Annotated in this window: 18 protein-coding genes; 6 read left to right on the forward strand and 12 right to left on the reverse strand. The window is 71.1% G+C overall.

Annotation, left to right across the window (positions count from 1 at the left end):
* Positions 1–103: 103 nt before the first annotated feature.
* Positions 104–1,735 carry a S8 family peptidase gene (locus tag ASG80_RS19365; RefSeq protein WP_082590743.1) on the reverse strand — a complete coding sequence of 544 codons (1,632 nt, stop codon included), beginning with the start codon at positions 1,733–1,735 and terminating at the stop codon, positions 104–106.
* A gap of 323 nt (positions 1,736–2,058) precedes the next feature.
* Between ASG80_RS19365 and ASG80_RS19370 the strand changes: the two genes are divergently transcribed.
* On the forward strand, positions 2,059–3,957 hold the full coding sequence (locus ASG80_RS19370) for a tyrosinase family protein (RefSeq protein WP_056733773.1): 1,899 nt from the start codon (positions 2,059–2,061) through the stop codon (positions 3,955–3,957).
* Positions 3,958–3,960: 3 nt separating this feature from the next.
* Positions 3,961–4,869, forward strand: coding sequence for a DUF2182 domain-containing protein (locus ASG80_RS19375; protein ID WP_056733775.1), 909 nt, complete (start codon positions 3,961–3,963; stop codon positions 4,867–4,869).
* A gap of 144 nt (positions 4,870–5,013) precedes the next feature.
* Here the strand turns inward: ASG80_RS19375 and ASG80_RS19380 are convergent, their stop codons facing one another.
* The 4 genes from ASG80_RS19380 to ASG80_RS23760 are packed head-to-tail and all read right to left on the reverse strand — an operon-like array spanning position 5,014 to position 9,048.
* Positions 5,014–6,342, reverse strand: coding sequence for a HAMP domain-containing sensor histidine kinase (locus ASG80_RS19380; protein WP_056733778.1), 1,329 nt, complete (start codon positions 6,340–6,342; stop codon positions 5,014–5,016).
* On the reverse strand, positions 6,339–7,085 hold the full coding sequence (locus ASG80_RS19385; protein ID WP_235508409.1) for a response regulator transcription factor: 747 nt from the start codon (positions 7,083–7,085) through the stop codon (positions 6,339–6,341). Before ASG80_RS19385 ends, ASG80_RS19380 begins: the two co-directional genes overlap by 4 nt.
* Positions 7,082–8,464, reverse strand: coding sequence for a HupE/UreJ family protein (locus tag ASG80_RS19390; RefSeq protein WP_056733780.1), 1,383 nt, complete (start codon positions 8,462–8,464; stop codon positions 7,082–7,084). The genes ASG80_RS19385 and ASG80_RS19390 overlap by 4 nt, the downstream gene beginning before the upstream one ends.
* A gap of 26 nt (positions 8,465–8,490) precedes the next feature.
* A complete protein-coding gene (locus tag ASG80_RS23760) occupies positions 8,491–9,048 on the reverse strand; it encodes a hypothetical protein (protein ID WP_056733783.1) in 558 nt (185 codons plus the stop codon).
* 503 nt (positions 9,049–9,551) lie between these two features.
* Here ASG80_RS23760 and ASG80_RS19400 point away from each other — a divergent pair.
* Positions 9,552–9,857: a hypothetical protein gene (locus tag ASG80_RS19400; protein ID WP_056733785.1), complete on the forward strand. Its 306-nt coding sequence runs from the start codon at positions 9,552–9,554 to the stop codon at positions 9,855–9,857.
* Positions 9,858–9,866: 9 nt separating this feature from the next.
* Here the strand turns inward: ASG80_RS19400 and ASG80_RS19405 are convergent, their stop codons facing one another.
* The 3 genes from ASG80_RS19405 to ASG80_RS19415 all read right to left on the reverse strand — a co-directional run bounded on the left by ASG80_RS19405 (position 9,867) and on the right by ASG80_RS19415 (position 11,987).
* Entirely contained in the window at positions 9,867–10,085 is a 219-nt protein-coding gene (locus ASG80_RS19405; RefSeq protein ID WP_056733787.1) for a hypothetical protein, read from the reverse strand.
* Positions 10,086–10,241: 156 nt separating this feature from the next.
* Positions 10,242–11,012, reverse strand: a complete 771-nt coding sequence (locus tag ASG80_RS19410) for an alpha/beta fold hydrolase (protein ID WP_056733791.1) — start codon at positions 11,010–11,012, stop codon at positions 10,242–10,244.
* A 444-nt stretch (positions 11,013–11,456) separates the two neighbouring features.
* Entirely contained in the window at positions 11,457–11,987 is a 531-nt protein-coding gene (locus tag ASG80_RS19415) for a MarR family winged helix-turn-helix transcriptional regulator (protein ID WP_056733794.1), read from the reverse strand.
* Positions 11,988–12,091: 104 nt separating this feature from the next.
* Between ASG80_RS19415 and ASG80_RS19420 the strand changes: the two genes are divergently transcribed.
* A complete protein-coding gene (locus tag ASG80_RS19420) occupies positions 12,092–13,132 on the forward strand; it encodes an NADP-dependent oxidoreductase (protein ID WP_235508410.1) in 1,041 nt (346 codons plus the stop codon).
* A 149-nt stretch (positions 13,133–13,281) separates the two neighbouring features.
* On the opposite strand, the gene ASG80_RS19425 is transcribed toward ASG80_RS19420, so the two are convergent.
* Both ASG80_RS19425 and ASG80_RS24765 read right to left on the reverse strand, forming a co-directional pair.
* Entirely contained in the window at positions 13,282–14,799 is a 1,518-nt protein-coding gene (locus ASG80_RS19425; RefSeq protein WP_056733796.1) for an HNH endonuclease signature motif containing protein, read from the reverse strand.
* 224 nt (positions 14,800–15,023) lie between these two features.
* A complete protein-coding gene (locus tag ASG80_RS24765) occupies positions 15,024–15,149 on the reverse strand; it encodes a hypothetical protein (protein ID WP_255355614.1) in 126 nt (41 codons plus the stop codon).
* Between the two features lie 452 nt (positions 15,150–15,601).
* Between ASG80_RS24765 and ASG80_RS19435 the strand changes: the two genes are divergently transcribed.
* Positions 15,602–15,871, forward strand: coding sequence for a DUF1876 domain-containing protein (locus ASG80_RS19435; protein ID WP_056733799.1), 270 nt, complete (start codon positions 15,602–15,604; stop codon positions 15,869–15,871).
* Between the two features lie 99 nt (positions 15,872–15,970).
* Here ASG80_RS19435 and ASG80_RS19440 read toward each other — a convergent pair whose 3' ends face one another.
* Together ASG80_RS19440 and ASG80_RS19445 are read right to left on the reverse strand one after the other, a co-directional pair.
* The gene (locus ASG80_RS19440) at positions 15,971–17,536 is read right to left on the reverse strand and encodes a DUF3482 domain-containing protein (protein WP_082590709.1); all 1,566 of its coding nucleotides are present in this window, start codon (positions 17,534–17,536) and stop codon (positions 15,971–15,973) included.
* Positions 17,533–19,014 carry a DUF2868 domain-containing protein gene (locus ASG80_RS19445; RefSeq protein ID WP_056733802.1) on the reverse strand — a complete coding sequence of 494 codons (1,482 nt, stop codon included), beginning with the start codon at positions 19,012–19,014 and terminating at the stop codon, positions 17,533–17,535. Before ASG80_RS19445 ends, ASG80_RS19440 begins: the two co-directional genes overlap by 4 nt.
* Positions 19,015–19,223: 209 nt before the next feature.
* Here ASG80_RS19445 and ASG80_RS19450 point away from each other — a divergent pair, with 209 nt between their 5' ends.
* Positions 19,224–20,435: a DNA cytosine methyltransferase gene (locus ASG80_RS19450; RefSeq protein WP_082590710.1), complete on the forward strand. Its 1,212-nt coding sequence runs from the start codon at positions 19,224–19,226 to the stop codon at positions 20,433–20,435.
* The last annotated feature ends 165 nt before the right edge of the window (positions 20,436–20,600 follow it).

Consider the following 20,600-nt stretch of genomic DNA (forward strand, 5'->3'; position numbering starts at 1 on the left):
ACCCATCTCTTGGCGGCTCCAGCTCCCTGACCGGCGAGCCTCCATGACCGGCGAGCCGGCAAGAGCGCCTTCAAGGCCTCTCGTGCGGTGCCCGACGCCTGCCCTACTTCGCGAACTTCTTCAGGGCGACCTCCGCGATCCTGTCGAGCTGCTTCGCCGTGAGGCGGCCGTCGAAACTGCGCGCCTCACGGGCGATCGCCGCGACCAGGTCGCGTCGGCCGCGGAGGCCGATGCGGCGCCAGTCGGGGTCGACGGGCACGGGACCCTTCCCGGGCACCCAGATGACCCCGGGGGAGTCATCGATGAGGCCGAACAGGATGTAGACCCAAGCCAAGAACCGGTCCTCGATTCGGCGGAAACCGTCGTCGCGCTCGATCCTCTCGAAGATCGCCTTCAGGTTCGGCATGACGCCGATCCGGTCCACGCCGGGGTCGGCGCTCGGCGTGTTGACGCCCGAGCGCAGCCACGAGCGCACCGTCCACGGATCCATGACGTTCCCGGCGTGCGCACGGCGCCAGCTCTGCAGCAGCACCGCTGCCCCCGTGACGATGGGGGTCGCACCCGACGTGCCGCCGAACGAGGTCGTGTACGCCGTGGTGGTGGTGCCCGTCCATCCGTCGCCCGTCGTGTCGATGTTCTGCCCCCACCCGTAGCAGTCGATGCGGCTGCCGTGGTTCGAGAACCCCAGCCGGGAGTGCGGTGCAGCGGATGTCGCGGCGCCGACCATGATGGCACCCGAATCGCGGTAGTCGACGTCGTCGACGCGCAGCACGTGCTTGCCGTCGGCGTCCGTCCAGTCGTCGAGGTCGTTGCCGCCGTTGCCGCCCGCTTCGACCACCACGATCCCGGCGTCGACCGCGTCGCGGATCGCGTCGAACACGGCCGGTTCGACCTCTACGGGCAGGTACGACGACCCGCCCACCGTGGTCTGCGCTTCGAGCAGCAGCACGTCGCCGGGCGACATCGCGTCGGCCGCCGAGATGATCGCGCCGGCCGTGCTGTACGTCGTCGACGTGCGGAATTGCGACACGACGCGCGTCGACGCGGCAGGTGCGATGCCCACGCCACCGCGGGTGTTGTCGACCGCGGCCACCTCGCCGAGGACCGCCGTGCCGTGGCCGTGGTAGGCCTGGCTCACGCCCGAGATGATCGTGATGCCCGCGCCGACGAGGTCCTCGTGCGTGAGCGTCCAGCCCTGCTCGAGGTCAACGAACCCGATCGTCGAGCCGTCGGTGGCACCCCACGCCCACCGCGCGTCGATGCCCTCGGGGGCCGCGTCGAGGTAGCCCTGGCTGGCGCTTCGCGGATCGTCGTCGGGATTCACCGGCGGCGGGGTGGGCCCGCCCTCCACGTAGGCGGTCTCGATGTCGTCACGGGCGCCGAGCTCCTTCGCGAGTTGCTCTGCGGATGCCGCGTCGGGCACCGTGATCACCGCATACCCGTCGAACCGCGCGCGGCGTCCCCGACCGATGCGGTCGCGCTCGGGGACGAGCGACTCGAGGTGCGCTTCGCCGGCGATCCGCCGCTGGTAGTCCGTGATCACGTCGCCCAGGTAGGCGAACGCGTCGACCATGTCACGGCCGACGTCCTCCTCCGGTGCCCCGGCGCGGCGCTCGGGCGGCCGTTCCCGCTCCGCCCGCTCCCGCCGAGCCTCGTCGCGCACCTTCACCACGACGCGCGGCTGCACCTCCGGTGCGTCGACCGGTGCCGGTTCCTTGCCGTCGATGAGTCCCATGATCTGCTCGCTTCCGTTCCGCATGGCGGTCGTGCGTGCACGTGCAGGCGCCGCGCGCGGCGGCCGGCCATTCCCATTGGGGTCAGGGGCATTCTGCGCCCCGGCGGACGGGGCCGCATCCGGGCTGGCCCGGATGGCGCACGGCCGATCTCGTCCGCGGGCTCCCTCCGCACCGGCTGCCTTCGCGTCCGCGCCGAGAGCCCGGATCTCAGTGCTGGCCCCGGGACGGGACGCCCCGCCGCGCAGTATCCTGCGTCCGATCGGAGCGCCGCGACGTGAGGGGCGCCGCGGGTCGCCTCCGCACGAGGAAATGGGGAACCATCGTGCTTTCATCGCGACTCTTCGCCAGCGACGACCTGCTCGAGCGGATCGCCGACGGCGCACCGGACCGCATCTCGCAGACGCAGAACCGGTTCGACCCTGCCGTCGGCAAGGTGCAGGCCGCGCTGCTGTTCTGGCGACCGGACCTGCTGCCAGTGCACGGCGCCGACTCGGAGTACGGCGGCGAGACCGCCGCCGGAGTGGTGCAGTTCAAGGTCGAGGAACTCGGCGTCGTCGATCCGATCCCCGACGTCGGGCCCCTCACGGTCCAGCGTCTCGACGCGATCGCGGCCGCAGCGGAGGCGCCAGCGCCCGCCGCCGTGCGCGTCCGGCATGACATCTGGGCGCTGCAGCCGACGGCGGACAGCCCGTGGCATCCGATCGTCGACGCCTACGAGCGCGCGGTCGCCGCACTGCGCAACCCGAATCGCACGGCACCGTCGCGGTGGGATTACCAGGCCGCCCTGCACGGCACACCCTTCGCGACCGGCGACCCGTTGCTCGCGAACTGCCAGCACGGGACCTGGTACTTCCTGCCCTGGCACCGCATCTACCTCGCGCACTTCGAGCGCGTCCTCCTCGACGTCATCGCCGGCCTGGACGAGGTCGACGACGACACGAAGGCGACGTGGGCGCTGCCGTACTGGAACTACCACCGGCCGGCCACCGCGTTCCTGCCGCATCCGTTCCGCGCACCGCAGCGCCCGGACGGCACACCCAACCACCTGCACGACCCGGCGCGCACGCTCGTCGACACGCTCATTCCGCCGACCTCGCTCGACACGGCCGGATGGCTCGACCGGAACCTGCCGTTCAGTGGACCGTTCGACAGCCAGGTGAACGTGACGTTCGGCGGCGAGCGCACGCTCGCGACCCACGTCGCCGCGGGCGGGACGGGCCAGCTCGAGCGCTCTCCGCACAACTCCGTGCACAACGCCGTCGGCGGTCAGATGCTGAACCCGGCCGTGGCGGGTCGCGATCCGGTGTTCTGGCTGCACCATGCCAACGTCGACCGCCTGTGGGAGGTGTGGCGCGTGACCCAGGGAGTCGGGCGCGACGAGACCAGGAACGCGTACCTCGACGAGCCGTTCCCGTTCCTCGAGCTCGACGGCGATATCGACCCGTGGCATCCGTCGGATGTCGTCGACACCGGGCTCCGCGGGTACGAGTACGACGACCTGTCGAAGCCGGCGCCGGTGTTCGTCCTCGGGGTGCTGCAGCCGGAGTGGGTGGATGCGCTCATGGGTGTGTTCGCGCCGGGGCCGGTGGGTGGGCCGGTGCCGCCGGTCGAACCTCCGGCGCCGCTCATCGGCGGGGGCGTCGGTGACGCTGAGGCAGGGGCAGGCGCAGGCGAGGCGGATGGTGCGGGCCGCCCCGAGCGGCGCCCGCAGGCCGAGCCGCTTCCCGAACCGCAGCCCCGCCGCATCGAGCGGATCGGCGCACTGGACCGGACCCTGCGGCTCACCGGGGGCGAATCGCCGACGCTCGAGTTCCGGCTCGAAGTCCCGCCGCCTCCGCCCCCGGGCGACCTGGCCGAGGACGCGGACGCCCGCGCGCCCGAGCCACCGACACGCTACTTCATCCGCGTCGAGCACCTGTCGGTGACGCGGAACTCCGACCGCATGTACGAGCTGTACCTCGATCCCGACGGCGAAGATCCCGACGCCGCCCGCTTCGTCGCGACACTCCCGACGTTCGGCGCAGAGCGGGCCGACGAGCCGGACAGCGAGCACGGCCTGTCGTTCACGTTCGAGATCACCGACATCGTCGAGGACCTCATCGCGAACGGAACGTGGAACCCGTCGGTGGCCCGCGTGACCCTCCGACTCGGCGGCGAGGCGAGCGAGCGGTCGCCCGATCCGGAGCTCTCGATCGGCAGCATCGACATCTTCGCGGGTTGAGCCATGTCGGCGATCCACGCGACGGCGGCGCGTGACCTCGTGCGGGGCGCGGTCCTGGGCCGCGCGCTTCAGCGCGGCCGGTCGGCTCGGCCGCGCCGAGCCGCCGGCGTGGGCGCGTTCGTCGTATGGCTGACCGCGCGTAGACGCGAGGAGGTGACATTGCTCGCCGTCGCGGCGGCGGCATGGGCGGGGTGGATCGCGATCTCGGTCGCGACGGGAGCGGCGACCCCGTGGGGCGAGGGGCCGGCCACGGGCGGCGGACACCGCCATCCGCCGCCAGGGCTTGAGAGCCCCCTCGCCCCGACGGGCGCCGACGCCATCCCGGCCATCGCCTCGGCCGGCGCTTCGCCATCGTCCGCGAGCGTGCTCGTGGCGCTCGCGATGTGGGCGCTCATGGCGGCCGGGATGATGCTCCCGACCGTGCTGCCGGCGGCGAGATACGTCGCCGAGGTGAGCCGGCCGGCGCGCCGGGGTTGGATGGTCGCGACCTTCACGCTCACCTACCTGACCATGTGGATGGCGCTCGGCGCCCTCATCGTCGCGGTGGACGCCGCGTCCGGCCCGCCCACCCGCGCTGCGCTCGTCGCCGCGATCGTCGCCGCCGCGCTGTGGGAGCTCACGCCGATCAAGCGGCGCGCGCTCGCGCGCTGCTGCCGGACGACGCCGATCCGCCTGCGCGGCGCGTCCGCGTACCGGTCGGCTGCGGCATTCGGATTCCGAAACGGCGGGGCGTGCCTCTTCGCCTGCGGCCCAGCGATGGCCGTCCTTGCGCTCGCGGGTCATCCGCTCGCGGCGACCACCGTCGTGGCGGCGTTGCTCACCGGCGAGAAGGTGTGGCGTCGCGGGGAGCGGCTCAGGGTATGGGCGTGTGCGGGCGGGTTGCTGCTGGCGGCGGTGGCGGTGGGGGCCTGACGGCGGCGTCCGTCAGCCGCCCGAGGTATCAGGCCTGCTCGATCCGAGGCGCTCTGCGGTCGCGTGTTCATCGAGCACCGAGCGGATGCCGCAGCTCGGCCCCCCGAGTCGATGACGACATCAACAACAGGTGCGGTTCCGCGCTCACCTGCCGAGGACCATTCGAACCGTCGACCACCCGTCGATCTCGAGCAGTTCCAGCCGTCCTCCGCTGGCCTCCGCGCATCCACGCGCGATGTCGAGGCCGAGACCCGTCGAGCCGCGGTCGCTGCGTCCGCGTTGGAGCGCCTCCAGAGGCACACCCGGGCCGCGGTCACGCACATCCACCGCGAGGCGACCCTCGGGCAGGTCGGCGACGACGACCGAGACCGCCGTGCGCTCTGCGGTGTGCGCGACGGCGTTCTCGAGCAGCGCGTCGAGGGCCGCCGCGAGGTCCTCGGCGGCGCATCGCACCGCGGTGCCATCCTCCGACTCGATGACGATGGAGGTCTCGCGGCCCTGGTCCTCCATGAGTGCCGACCAGTAGTCGAATCGGTCCCGCGCGACGACGGCGGCGTCGCACGAGGGCAGCGCACCCTCGCGTTGCGGACGGCGGGCGGCGCGGATGACCGCGGTGAGCGTGCGCTCCAACTGGGCGACGTGCTCCTCGAGCTCGTCCTTGGCGGGCGACGGCGGCAGGGCTTCGACGTCGAGCCGCACGGCGGTCAGCGGCGTGCGGAGCCGATGCGAGAGATCGGCGGCGGTCTCGCGTTCGAACTGCAGCAGGTCCTCGATCCGCCCGGCGAGTCGGTTGAGCGCATCGCCGACGCGCCGAACCTCCGGGGGGCCGTCGTCGGGCACGCGGGCGTCGAGATCACCGTGGGCAAGCCGATCAGCCGTCACCGCGGCGGCGGCGAGGTGCCGGCTGAGCCGCCTCGCGATCAGCAGGGCGACGGCCGCGACGACGATGAGCACGGCGACGGCTGCGAGTGCGAGTGCGCCCATCCGGTCGACGACCGCGTTCACCCACGTCGACGTGCTGATGTCCGCGCACACGGTGACGGTGCCCGCATCCGTCTCGGTGCTGATGGCGATGCGTCGGCCGCCGTCGATCGGGGCGACCGCGGGCGCACCGTCACCGGTCGGTCCCTCGCCCAGCGGCTCGTCTCCGGCGCCCGGCACGGCCGCGGCATCCGCCTCGCACTGCACTCCGGCCGCGCCGACCGTGCCGCCGTCGGGCAACGCGACCGTCACCGCGACGCCGGGGAAGCGCTCGTCCGTCTGATCGAGCACGGCCGTGAGGCTGTCAGCGTCGTCGGAACCCGCGTCGACGGCGTCGACGACGGTCTGCGCGGCGAACTGCGCCTCGCGCTCGGCGTCCTCTCGCGCGTCCTGCGCGACGATCAGGCCGACCGGGATGGCGAGCAGCACCAGCACGGCGACGGCGGAACCCACGCCGAGTGCGACGATCCGGGTGCGAAGGCTGAGGGTCACGCGCCGCCGCCCGCCGGATCGACGAGCTTCACGCCGACGCCGCGAACACTGTGCAGGTAGCGCGGCTCGGCGGCGGTCTCGCCGAGCTTGCGACGCAGCCACGACAGGTGCACGTCCACGGTCCGATCCGCGCCGCCCCACGGCATCTGCCACACCTCGCTCAGCAGCTCCCGTTTGCTGACAACCTGCCCGGCGCGGACTGCGAGCGCGAGCAGCAGGTCGAACTCCTTGCGGTTGAGGGCCAGTTCCGCGCCGGCGAGCCGCGCCGTGCGAGCCGGCGGATCGATGACGAGCTCGCCGACGACGATCCGACGGTCGTCCGATTCCTCGCCGGACGCGCCGGCCCGACGCAGGACGGCGCGGATCCGGGCCATGGCCTGCGCCGCTGAGAACGGCTTGACCAGGTAGTCGTCGGCGCCGGCGTCGAGTAGGCGCACGATCTCGGCGTCGTCGTCCCGAGCGGTGGCGATGACGACCGGGACGTCGCTCGTCGCCCGGAGCATAACGAGTACGTTCGCCCCGTCGAGGTCGGGCAGGCCGAGGTCGAGCATGACGGCCTCCGGCTGCTCGACCGCCAGCGCCTTCATGGCGCCCACCGCGGTGTCCACGGCCGTCACGGTGGCGCCCTGGTCGGTCAGCCCGCGGGTGAGCGCCGCCCGGATGGCCGGGTCGTCCTCGACGAGCAGGATTCGCGGCATGGCCTCAGGGTAGCCGGGCACGCGCTGCAGCACGACGGCGCTCATGTCGCGACATCCGCGACGGCCCGGGACTGGGGCTCGGCCTCGGGCTCGGCGGGCGCAGTGCCCTCCGAGCCGGATGCCGCGGCGGCATCCGAGGCGGACGCCCGCACGCCGCGCGACCGAACCCGCCCGTGAAGCACCGCCGCCGCCGCGATGACCGCGAAGCCGATCGGCACGGCCCAGGACGAGGCGACCACCGCCTCCTCCACGCCCGCGAGCGGGTTCGCGATCACCTCGAGGCGATCCAGCGCCCACGCGCCGGCGGCCACGAGCGCGATCCCGGCGGCCGCCAACCGCACCGGCGTGTACCAGCGGGTGCGCGACAGCACGAGCAGCGACGGGAAGACGAGCGCGATGGCGGTCAGCTGCGCCAGCTCGATGCCGACGTTGAACGCCAGCAGCACCGGCCACGACGCCTGGCCTTCGAACCCGAGGTCCGCCAGGATGCCGGCGAACGCGAGACCGTGGATGAGTCCGAACGCACCGGCGATGATCACCTCGCCACGTCGGACGAGCGGCCGGATGGCGTGGATCGCCGCCACGCCCACCGAGGCCGCGATGAGGATCTCGACCGTCTGGCTGGGCACGTCCACCCACCCCATGGCGGCGGCGATGAGGGTGATCGAGTGCCCCACGGTGAACGCGGTCGCGACCCGCACGACGGCCCACACGCTGTCACGCACCCGTCGGCCCTCCCGCCACCTCCCCGCGAGCGCCAGCAACGGCGCCGGGAGCAGGAGCGCGAACAGGAACAGCAGGTGGTCGGCTCCCTCCATGACGTGGTGGAAGCCGCTCCAGATCATGTCGACCACGCCGGGATCGGTCGCCGCCGCGGCATCCGCGACCTCACCGACCGTCACCGTGCCATCCGTCTCGGTGATGACGCCGGCGAGGCCGATCGAGCCATCGGCATCCGTGACGACGACGGTCACCTCGTGCGTCACGCCGTCGGCGATCACGCCGTCGTAGCTGAAGGTGAAGTCGCCGGGGTCGGCGGCGCCGGCGTCGAGCGACACGTCGATGGAGAGCACCGCGACATCCTCGATGGTCGTGACGGTCACCTCGCCGAACGCCTCGGTCCACTCGGTGCCGTCGGCGCCGGTCACGGTGAGGTGTTCGGCGAGGTAGGCGACGAGTTCGTCTGCGTCGGCGGCGACCGCTGACGTGTCATCGGCGTAGTCGGTGCCGAGCGCCGCGTCGAGGGCGACGAGCGGGATCTGGATGGTGCCGTCGACGCTGTCCGACCCGACGGTCAGCGTCACGGCGGTGCTGTCGACGGAGTGCGCGTACGCGGCGGTGGGAACCATGGCGAGCAGGGCCGCGACCGCGACCGCAGCGAGTGCGGTCGCGGCCCGTCGGCCGGCTCGGGCGAGGCGAGTCATGATGGTCTCCGAGTCGGTCGGGGAGCTCAGCCCTCGTAGTTGACGCGTTCGGTGAACGCCTCCTCGAGCTGGGCCATGTAGTCGGCGGCCTGGTCGTCGGTGATGATCCCGTCTGCCTGCGCCTGCTCGATCACCGGTGCGAAGTCGGCGACGAGGGCGTCGATGAGCGTCTGCGGGTCGATGCCCAGGTCGGTCGCCACGGCGGCCAGGTTCTGTCCGGCGTCCATGCGCGCGTGCAGCTCGGCGTGGGTGATGCCGAGCACCTCGTCGAGCACGCTCTCGATGGGCTGGTGGCCGCGGTGGATGCCGAGCGACGCGTCGCCGAGGGCGGTCTCGATCAGCGCGTCGAGATCGGCGGTCGACGTTGCGACGGTGTCCGCGCCGGCCTCTCCGCCGGGGCCGCCCGCGGGGGCTGCCGAGGTGTCCTCGCTCGACGTCTCGGTCGTGCTGCTCTCGGTCGTCTCTGTGCTGCTGGTGGATGACTCGGTGCTCGCCGTGTCGGTCGCCGCGACGGCCGTGCAGCCGACGAGGGTGAACGCCGCGAGGGCGATGGTGGCGGTGGCGAGGGCCTTCTTGATGTTCATGGGATGTCTCCTTGTGTCGGGCCGGGGGTTCCGGTGACATCCACATTCGCCGAGCGCGATTCAGCGGCACGCCAACGAACGATCAAGGGAACGTCAAATCTTCCAGCGGGTTCGCTCGGTGCGGCGAGACGGCTGGGGGCCACCTGTCAACCAGCGGCCCTGAGGTGTAGCGTCAGCAGAGGGGTTTTTCGCCAAGGGGGGCGGTTTGAATGCCAGGACCGATCTACACTCCAACGCTCTGGGCTCACGACGTCGACGATCAGACAGGGTGGGCTTCGCTGACTGTGCGGTTCCGCAAGACCGACGTCGTGGCGCATACCAGCATCAGCGCGTTTCCATCCATGCCGGATCGGCGGCCGACGTACGGTGAGACGTGGGTTCTCGCGCCACCCGGCAGCGGTCCTGGCCATACTTGGGCCAGGGATGCACAGATCCGTACAAACACGAACGGGCTTACCTTCTGGGTGGCTTGCCAGAGGGGGTTCATCGCAGCTGTGGGAGCAGTGTTCGCCGACATCGCTCCGCGGATCCTCGACCCACTGCGTGAGGTGAGCTGGGCGCGCTACACCACCGATGGGCTTGTCCGAAGCGTTGACACCCTTGTCCTCCTCGAAGGAGCGGAGGATGTGGACACGGACCTCTTCGAACGGCAACTGCGCGATTCCGGCCTGCCGGGCGTGAGCGAGGAGTTGCTGGTGCGGCCATTCAATCGTGCCGAATGGCTGAGGCCCGCGAGACTCAAGGTGGATCCGGCCAGCGGAGAGATCCGTGCCGATGAGATCCCGGATGGGGGCATTCCACGCGAGTAGGCGTCAGCTTCAGTCGCGCGGGGTGCGGTGCCCGCCCCCGGTGTCGAGGTCATCGCCGGCCTCGAGGTCGGGGCCGTCGCTCTCGGTGATGTTCGCCCCCTCGAAGAACGGATCGACGCCCAACTCGCGGTCGTGCTCGGCGCGCAGCCGTGCCTGCTCGTTCGCGCTGTCGGCGAAGTCCCGGTCGTCACGTAGGTCCCGGTCGCCGCGCCCCGTGGTGTCGCTCATGGTCGTCCTCCTCACCGATGTGTTCAGGGTAGTTCCCCGGGTGCCCCGCCGCACCGGGGTTGCGAAGCGAGCGGATGCCACGGCGCGGCCCTGCCGGGCATGCGCGCGCTCAGCGGCATCCGCTCGACTGCTGAGCTGTGTGCAGGCGTCGCGCGTCTACCGGGCACGCCGGATCGGCAGGATGGTCTCGGGTGGCTCAGGGCCGAGGAGGAAGTCCGTGATGATCCCGGCCACGAACTGCGGACGCTCGAGCACGACAGCATGTGAGGCGCCGGGAACGACGCAGAGCCGACCGGCCGGTAGAGCCTCATAGAGCGCGACCGCGTGGTCCAGGCGAACGACGTCGTCGTCGCCCACAAGCACCAGCGTCGGATGCTCGATTCGAGCGAGGTCGTCGCTGGTCAGTGTCGGCTCGGTGGTGACCATTGCCATGAACTTCTCCGCCACGACGGGAAAGTGGCCCGCACCGTCGGGTGAGCGCTTCGCATAGCCCTCGAGCAGGATCGAGGGCGCTGAGTCTTCGCCCAGATCGAGCTCATGGACCCCCTCGAAGTGGAAGTTGGCCCCGATGAGCACGAGCCGGTCGACGATGTCGGGCCGACGAAGCGCGACGAGCATCGCGACGATGCCGCCATCGCTCCATCCCACGAGGTGAACCTTCGATGCAGCGTCGAGTTGCTCGATCACCTTGATGGCGTGCGTAGCCATGTCGTCGTAGTGGAACGGCGCATCGGTATCGGCGGTGTAGCCGTGGCCGCGACGGTCGAAGGCGATGAGGCGGAAGCTCCCCGCCAGCTCTGAGCCGATCGAGTCGAGGAGGTCGTCGCTGTTGCCGAGGCCCCCGTGAAGGAGCACGACGGTGTGCTCACCGCTTCCGCGGGTCTCGGTCCAGGTGCTGACCCCGTCGATGTCGATGCGTGCCACCATTGCTTCCTCCTCGCTCGGTGGAAGGAACCGGACTGCGATCGGATGCCACAACAGTTGCGCTGTGGCGGACGGGCGTCAACCCACGTCGAGCCCGCAGACGTTCCTGCACATCGCCTCGAGTGACGACAGCATCCGGCGGCGGGTGGGACCAGCCGTGGTCTGCTTGGCGCTACCTCTCGGAGGAGGGGGAGGCCGCCTGAAACCCAGTGCTCCCGCTCTTATCTCACGACTCGACCGGACCTGTCATGAGCTACGACCGAGCAGACCACGCAATTGTGACGGCGTCAAGCGCAACGACCATCGGGCACGTCGCGGTCATCGCGGTCCGTGGTGGCGCTCATGGTCGTCCTCCTCGCTCGATGCGCTCAGGCCAGTTCGCCGGATGCCCCGCCGCACCGGGCTTGCGGACCGAGCTCGGCGTGCCATCAGACCCGGCCCGGCCGGTCAGTCGCCGCCTGGGCCCGTGCGTCCGGTTCGAGACCCTTGAGAAGACCGGCGAGCGGAGCGCGGCGGACGTGACCGCATGTGCTGCACGACACGGCCGAGCAGACGCGTGAGCTGGTCACGGTCGGCGCCATCGAGCGCATCGACGAGCACGTCGCGCACCACTTCGACGTGGCCGGGAAGGACGCGCTCGAGCACGGACGCACCCTTCGGCGAGAGCGTCACGTTCACGCCGCGCTCATCCTGCTTCGACGGCACCCGTGCGACGAGCCCCGCCTGCTCGAGCCGGTCGACCTGGTAGGTCAGGCCGCTCTTGCTGTGCACCAGCCGGTCGGCGAGGTCGGTCATGCTGCACGGCGATGACGGGTTTTCGCCGAGGATCGCGAGGATCTGGAACTGCACGAAGCTGAGCCCTCCGTCGCGCCGCAGCTGACCCTCCACGCCGTGCTGCACGAGGGCACTCACCTCGAGCAGCGCGAAGTACACGCCGAACTCCGGGGGCAGGCTCGGCGGAACGGTGGCGTCCGGCATGCCCGAATCCTATGTCACCGCTTTGGTTCGAATTGGAAATAGATCCGGCGAGGCGCGCGTTGTCGACCGTCACAGCTAGTTCGAATTCGAAGGAGTTATCCGACATGACCGTCTCAGACACCACCCCCACGAACACGACCACGACCCTGACTCCGACCACGAAAGGACGCACTACCATGCGCGCCATCCAGTTCACCGACTACGGCCAGCCGGCCGTACTCGAGACCGTCGAGCTCCCACGACCCGAGGCGGGGCCAGGCGAGGCGCTCGTTCGGGTCGCCGGCACGACCTTCAACCAGGTCGACGCCACCATGCGTGCCGGCTACCTGGCGGAGGTGTTCCCCGTCGACCTGCCGCACGTGCCGGGCATCGACGTCAGCGGCACCGTGATCGCCGTCGGCGAGGGGGTCCCTGTCGACCTGGTCGGCCGAGACGTCGTCGCGTTCCTGCCGATGACCGGGCCCGGTGCCTCCGCGGAGTACGCGACCGTGCCCGCCGAGCTGATCGCCCCTGCGCCGACGTCCATTCCGCTGGCGGATGCCGCGGCGCTGGCCTCGAGCGCGCTCACCGCCTGGCAGGCGATCGTCGAGCAGGCAGACGTTCGCGCCGGGCAGCGTGTGCTCGTGAACGGCGCCGGCGGCGGTGTCGGCGGCCTCGCCGTGCAGCTCGCCGCCGCGGCCGGCGCGACGGTGGTCGCCACAGCCAGCGCGCGAAGCCGTGATGCGGTCGCGGCGCAGGGCGCCTCGCAGGTCATCGACTACACGACGACGCCCGTGGCCGACGCCGTGACCGAGCCGGTCGACGTCGTCCTGAACCTCGTGCGGACGACGCCCGAGGAGACCGAGGCGCTCGTTTCGCTCGTGAATCCCGGCGGCGTCTTCGTCTCCACGACGACGCCCGGCGTGGTGCCGCCAGGCGCCGACCTCCGCACCGTGAGCCTCTTCGTCCGCAGCGACGCCGCCCAGCTGGCGCATGTGGTGCAGCTCGTCGACGCCGGCGAGCTGCGAGTCGACGTGAGTGCGCACTATCCGCTCGAGGCGCTCGCCACGGTGCACCGCCTCGGTGAGGCCGGCGAGCTCCGCGGCAAGGTGGTGCTCACGCCGACGCGCCACGGCGACGGTGACGGCGATGGCGACCAGCCGTAAGGCGAAGGTGATCGGGCCCGGTGCGGCGATGACGTCGCTGCACCGGGCGACCCACCACGTCGTGTGATCGCCCACGGCCGCGGGCACGCGCATGGTTGCCTGCACGCGCACTGCCACGTTCAGGCGGCCGGCGGCGCGCACAGTCATGTTCAGGCGGCCGGCTGGGCGTCGGTGCTCTCCGGCACCGCGCGTGGATCGAGGGTGTCCAACGCGTCGTGTGTGTCGAATGCGTCGTCTGCGTGTTGCTCGTCCGCGCGTCGCTCGCCCCCGACGCGCTCGCGTCGTCGTCGCAGCCGGTCGGCGATTCGTGTCGGTGATTTCGTGGCCACCGCCCACGTACCGCCGGGATCGAGCCACGCGGGCGGGCGAATGTGGGGCACGCCCCGCAGCATCCGGATCTGCCACCCCGACGTGTCGATCGTGCGGTGGTGGAACCAGCAGACCATCACCCCGTTGTCGGTGTGGGTGGGACCACCCGATTCGTCGGGGATAACGTGGTGGATCTCGCACCACGCCGCCGGAACGGTGCATCCGGGGATGAGGCATCCGCCGTCGCGCAGGGTGATCGCCCTACGCTGGTGCGCCGTGAAGCACCGCTCGGGGGAACCGAGCTGCAGGATGGCTCCCGCATCGTCGACCACGACCGTCTGGATCCCTCCCGTGCACATCATGTGTCGTGCGGCTCGCAGCGAGACGGGGATCGCGACGCCGTCGGCGTGGGCGACGCCATGGCCCGACTCCAGATCGCTGGCCCTAACGCTCACCAGCACGGTGGGCGCGGCACCGCCGATCTTGGGGTGCTCCCCTGAGCGCGCCGCGGAGGCCACGATCACGGCGATCACGTCGTGACGCTGTTGGTCGGGCGTTCGCGTCTCGGCCTGGGTGGCCAGGTCGGCGCGCTCCTCGGCGGTGAGGAACCCACCGCCCGCGCGGGGCGCGAGATATGCGTCGAAGAGGCGGGTGAGCCCGGCCGCCACCTCGGGCATGAGTTCGCCGCTGACGGCGATGAGCCCGTCGCGTGCTCGACCGATGCGGAAACCGCGGCGACGCATGGCCCGCTCGTCGTCGGGTTCGGGTCCGTCCTGGTCGAGGTACGCCGCCCACGCCCGAGCCTGGATTCGAAGCTCGTCGGCCGCGCACCGCAGCGGCGCGCCCTCGCCTGCGCCGACGGCTTCGGCGACGAGCGACCGCTCGGCGGCGTCGAGCGCGGCGGGATCAGCCACGATGCGCGCGCGGCCGAGCTCGCGAACGATGACGGATGCCGCATCCGCCCCGAGCTCGCCTGACCTCAGCCAGGTCGAGACGATCGGAAACTCCGCATCGACAGCCTCGCCCGAGAAGCCGACCCGAGCGCGGGTCGCCGCTCCGACGGCCACGCGCCGTCGTGCCTCGGCGCCCGACACCTGCGTGACCCGCTCGACGAGTTCGGAGGGCGACCGGCACCCCATGCGCGCCGACAGCCGCTCGCCCGCGAGCTCGCGGCGGGACCGTTCGGCGACTTCGCCGGCATACTCGAGGCGTCGCGCGTCGACCACGCGGCCGAGCGACTCGAGATCACGCATCGCGTGCAGGAGCTCGTCGTCGGAGCACCTCGCGGGAGCGGCCGCTTCCGACGCGGCGAGCAACACCGAGCGGACCTGCTCGAGCGCGTCGCGGAGGGCTTCCATACCGCCATCGTGCCATCACCCACTGACATTGAATCGGGATAGAAAGCCCTGATGAGCCTGTGAATAATCCCACTCTGCATGGGGTTGTGGAGGACGAGTCGTGCGAAGCCGCTCGAGCGGCGGCCGAGCGAGGCCGAGCGGCGGCGAGCGCGGCGAGCGTGGCGAGCGGAGCCCAGCGGCGGCCCGCATCGCGGCCGAGTGGCGGAGTAGGTCATCACGGGCCGTCATGAGCGACGCGCCCGGAACTGATCGACCCGTCGGTCGATCACGGTGCCGGCCGGCCACCGGCTCGCGAGCTCGAGCATCTCCTCAGCGACATCCGCCGCCCATTCGACAGGCCAGCCCATCACCCAGGCTCGCCTCGAAAACGAGGACCAGGTCATCGCGGGTGAAGCCCGGGTTCTCAATGACCCTTGCCGTCGTGGTGGCTCGATGCGAATGCAGGCCGGCGAATGCGTGCCCGCATCCGCACGGCCCATCGGGATCGCGGCGATCGGCGCGCACGGCTCCTGCACCCAGACCGGTTCGCCTTCGACGCACCAGTGGTAGTCGCCTGCATGCGCTCCCTGTGTGAGCGCGGTGGCCACCAACATCCTCATGTTCACTCCGCCTCGGCACGAGCGATGACGCGACGTTATCGGGGCCCACCGAAGTGGAGACCGAGGCGGTGGCTCTGCAACATTCGGCTCGCGGATGAATCATTTCTGCGTCCCGGTGGGCGTCGCATCCTGAGCCCTCGCCGCACGTGCGGCAGGTCGGTACGCTGAACTTGGAATCAGACCGGAGAGGGTGGGTGAGTTCCATGTATGCGACGAAGCACTGGAGCATCACCGTCGACATCGACGAAGAAGAGAACACCACGCTGGCACACGTCAGCCTGCGCACGCCCGCGGGTCAGGATGTGACTGGCGTCGGCCAGGCACAGCGCAACCCACTCGATCCGAGCGTGCCCGAGATCGGCGACGAGCTCGCGGTGGCGCGCGCGTTGCGCAACCTCGCCGAGCGATTGCTGCACACCACGGAGAAGGACATCAAGGGCGCCACCGGGGAGTCGGCGCACCTGCACCGGTAGTACCGAGCGCCCGAGAGCACCGAGCGGCCGACTCGCCGGGTGCCACGGATGCCGCAGACAAAGCGTGCGCGTCGGATGCCGCGGCATCCGATGACGCGCTCAGCTCGTGGTCGTGACCGCGCTTCGGTCGGCGTGCAGCGCGCCCGGGTAGAGATCGTCGAGGAGTCCGAGCGCAAGCTTGCGGAGCACGTCTTCGAGCGACCGCTGCACGGCCTCCTCGCTCTCGCCACGCCGACCCCAGATCGCCGCGAGACGATCCTGCTCGGCGACCACCGCGTCGACGACCATCGGTCGCCAGTGCGGCGGGTACTCGCCCTGCCGCCAGGCGCCTCGTCCGCGCCCGTAGTGCGCGACGGCCAGGTAGCGCAGCAGCGCGGAGGTCACGAGCCCGTCGAGGAACGCCTCCTCCCAGCGCAGGCTCGATTCGGTCCGGCCGCGCACGACGTTGACGCCCTGTGCGACGCCCGCGCCGCCGAGTGCGCCGATGATGGCGCCGGCCACCATGCCGGCGCCGAACGTGAGGCCGCCGGCGATGAGGTCGGCGCCGAGGCCCGTGAGTGCGCCCGAGACGACACCGGAGACCGCGGCGGTGCGGGTCCCGTCGAGCGGCGCATCGATGTGCACGTCGCCCGCCACCCGCTCGAGCACCTCTTCGGCCGCTCGCCCCTCAAGCCGGTGGATCGCGATGAGCCGCTCCAGGCCCTGCCGCAGGTCGGCCTGCAGTCGAGCGGCCATCTGTTCCTCGGCATCCGTTCGGGCTTGCGTTCGCGCCGGGCCCTGCAGGCCGAGGGAACCGCCGACCCGCTTCGCGAGCGATTCGGACGCCGGCGGAGGCACCGTCACGCGGTCGGCGGCGGCCCGCGCGATCGGCCCGGCAAGCGCCGACATCGCCGCTTGGAACTCGTCCATGCGCAGCTCACGCCAGGCGGCGGCCAACCGGGCGAAGGCCGACCGCGAGGCATCCGGAACCAGTGGCTCGATCGCCCCGAACAGCGTGAACTCCTGCACCCAGCAGCGGGCGAACGCGTCGAAGGCGAGCACCTCGCGCTCGGGGGTGGAGTCGCCGAGCGCGGCACGCCAGCGTGCGGCGTCGGCCTCCTCCACCGCCCGCTCGCGCGGCGGACCGGTCTGGTTGAGCAGCACGAGCACGGGCTTGCCGATCCACTCGAGCACTTCGAGCTCGGAGGCGAGGTAGCCGGCGTCGGCGGGCGCCTCGGCCGCGTTCACGAGGTAGAGCACGACGTCGGCCTGCTCGGCGACGTTGCGCACGGCGAGCTGGCTGAGCCACAGCACACGGTCCTGGTAGCGGTCCCACACCTGAGACAGGAACCACCCGATGGGGTTACGGTCCTGCCGCAGCCGGCGCGCGAGTCGCACGCTGTCGCCGAAGCCCGGGGTATCCCACAGCGTGAGCAGGTCGCCGTCGGCCGTCTGCACGAGCGGGTATGGCGTCGCCTCGGCGGTGACGTGCGGGGCGTCGCGCACCTCGCCGACGTCGCGCCCGAGCAGCGTGCGCGCGAGCGTCGTCTTGCCCGCGTTGGTGTGCGAAATGAGCGAGAGCGAGACGGCGCCGGCGTCGAGGCCCGCCGGTCGAGTAGCCGGCGCAGCCGGCGTATCGAGACCCCGGCCTTGGTCGGGCTGAGCGGATGCCGCGTGGTCGCTCATGTCCGCCTCGCGTCGGGCTTGGCGTCGCCATTGTGAGCAGATGCCGCGTCGGCGAGCTGCGCCTCGGCGGCGGCCAGGTCGGGCTCGGCGAGGTCGACGAACACCGCGACGCCGCCGTGCGCCTCGATCAGCTCGCGCCACACGGCGCGGCGCTCCTCGCGGCGCGCGGCGTCGTCGTCCCAACGCGCGAGGAACGCGGACTCGTCGACGAGCACGACGGTCGGTCCGGATGCCGCGGCGCGACCGCCCGCGCCGAGCGTCGCGAGGAACGCCCCGTGCGCGACGTCCTCGGGCGTGGCCGTGAGGCTGAACAGCGGCATTCGGATCTCGGGCGTGCCCGCGGCATCCGTCGCCGGACTCAACCACTCGTCGTCACCCCACCCGACGGGTGCATCGATGGTCGCGGCCGCGTTGCCGTACGCCCGCGCGAGGATCGCCTCGAGCCCCGCTCGCGCCTCGGGCGTGAGCGTGTAGCTGTACGGGATGACGCGCACCCGCGTCGGCTCACCCACCCACCCCGCAACGAGCCGGCGGTAGTACGGCTCGTCGAGCGGCGGCGGAACGTTCTTCGCGCGGCGCCGCTCGACCAGCCCCGTGACGATGGCGAGCACGAGTCGCGGAATGATGACGACCACGGCGACCGTGCCGGCCATGAGGTGCATCCACATCGCGGCGTTCTCGCTCGCGGGCGCCCGGATCGCCTCGATCGCGGCCACGTCGGGCACCGGGATGCCGGTGAGCCACGAGCCCGGCGCGAGCGTCACGGACAGCAGCGCGTGCACCTGCTCGGCGCCGAGGAACGTGCTCTCCCACGACGCGCGGTACTCGAACGCGAGCCCGCGCGTGTACAGGCCGGCGATCACGCCGAGCGCGGTCGCCGCCGCCGCGACGTGCAGCACGCGCGCGGCGCGCGCTCCGTACAGCGGCGCGGCGATGCGCGCCCACTCGCGAGGCAGCGCGGCGAGCACCGTGCGGCGGGCGGCGGTCGCGGCATCCGCTCGACTGCTCTCGCCGCCGCCGCGCACCGCCGCGATGCGGATCAGCGACGCCCGCAGCGGACCGGCCGCGCCACCGCGGAGCACCAGCGGCCGCACGAGCAGCCAGACGTACACGACCAGGTTCCATACGACGAGCGCGAACACCGGCGGCGCGAGCAGGTTGATGCTCGTCCCGCCGCCGATGCGGTCGATGAGCACGCCGAAGACGAACGCGCCGACCACGGTCACGACGCCCACCCACGGCCGCCACCGGATGCCGCGCACCGTGCGCGTCACGGCGGGCTGGCGCGTGCCGATGCGCTCGAGCACGAGCTGCGCGCGCCGCCCGAGGAACTCCGCGGCGCTCGCCCGCTCCCCCACGATGGCCGCCGCCGCTCGGCTGGCCCACTCGCGGTCGGCGTCCGTCCACAGCACCCGATCGCGGTCGGCCGTCTCGACGGCGCGCGCCGCGGTCGTGTCGAGGGCGGCCGACTCGTCCATATTCGGGGAGTCTATGCCGGGGTCTTCCTCAGAAATGGATTCACCCGCGCAAATGGTCAGTCGTAGGGCCGGGCCTGTGAGTCTGGATCCGCTCCGTGCGAGCCATACAGAAACACGAGCTATAACAGGAAACGGAAGGCGAATTCGGTACAAGGTTCGCTTCCCGCAACCGACAACTCCGCGCGTCTCGCGCGGTACTCTCGAAGTCCATGATTCCCGATCTCACGCCACCAGACTTGCACCCGTTGCGGGTGAGCGAACGTCCCGACTTCGAAGCCGGTGATACGGCGATCCGAGTTGTGGATCTGTTCGCCGGGTGCGGAGGGCTGACACTCGGGATTGCGCAAGCGGCGCGCGCGCACGGGTTCTCGCTCGAAATTCCGCTCGCGGTCGACTTCGAACGGATCGCGGCCGAGGTGTACCGGGCGAATTTCCCGGGTGCCAAGCGTGTGGATGTGGCGCCGGTCCAGTCGCTGTTCGATGGCGACCCGGGAAAGGGCGACGAGCCGCGGAAGGCGTTCACACTCGCCGAGGCGCGCATCCACAAGGATGTCGGTGCGATCGACGCTCTGATTGGCGGCCCGCCCTGTCAGGGGCATAGCAACCTCAACAACCACACCCGCCGCGTCGACGCGAAGAACGCCCTGTACCTGCGTATGGTTCGGGCGGCCCAGGTGCTCGAGCCGCGCATCGTGCTTATAGAGAATGTGCCGGCTGTGGTGAACGACCGCCACGACGGTGAAGGCGTCGTCACTCGAGCCGAGGCGCGGCTGAACGCAATGGGTTATCGGGTCGAGGCACGCATCATCCCAATCGCCCAGCTCGGAGTCGCCCAAACCCGTCGCCGTCACGTCATGATCGCCACGATGCCAGGCGAACAGCTCCCCGGCGACCTCTTCGACGAGCTCGAAGCGTCGGCTGTGAGCCGCGACCTCCAGTGGGCGATCGGCGACCTCACCGATTCTCCCGAGCGCGCGACGACGATCTTCGATAAGGCCCCACAGGCCAAGGTGGAGAACCTCAAGCGGATGCAGTGGCTACTCGACCGCCCCGGGGTGTTCGACCTGCCGAACGAGCTTCGTCCTGAGTGCCACCGCGGAGACCACTCGTACAAGTCGATGTATGGCCAGCTCAGGTGGAACGAGCCCGCCCAGACAATCACCTCCGGCTACGGCTCGATCGGCCAGGGCCGCTACATGCACCCCTCCCGGCCGCGGGCACTGACCGCCCATGAGGCGGCCCGCATCCAGGGTTTCCCCGACTACTTCGATTTCTCCGCCTGCCGCACGCGCAGCGAGTTGAGCGTGATGATCGGCAACGCGGTCCCACCACAAGTTGGGGAACGGGTGTTCTCACTGTTGCTCGACTTCCGCGAGAACTCACGGATCTCGCGCGAACGCGGATATGCATCAGGTGTGTGAGGACGCCGATCGCGTGTAAACAAGTTCTCGGTGCGCAGGCGTGTCGAGGGACTATTGCTCGAACGGATGCGGTCATCGACACGAGCGAGACACCCCCGGGAAGGCACCAAAAGTCGACTGCGAGCTGACCTCGGCCCCCAGGTTGTGGTCAGCTCACGGACCACG

Source organism: Agromyces sp. Soil535 (assembly GCF_001428255.1).
Classification (GTDB): Bacteria; Actinomycetota; Actinomycetes; order Actinomycetales; family Microbacteriaceae; genus Agromyces.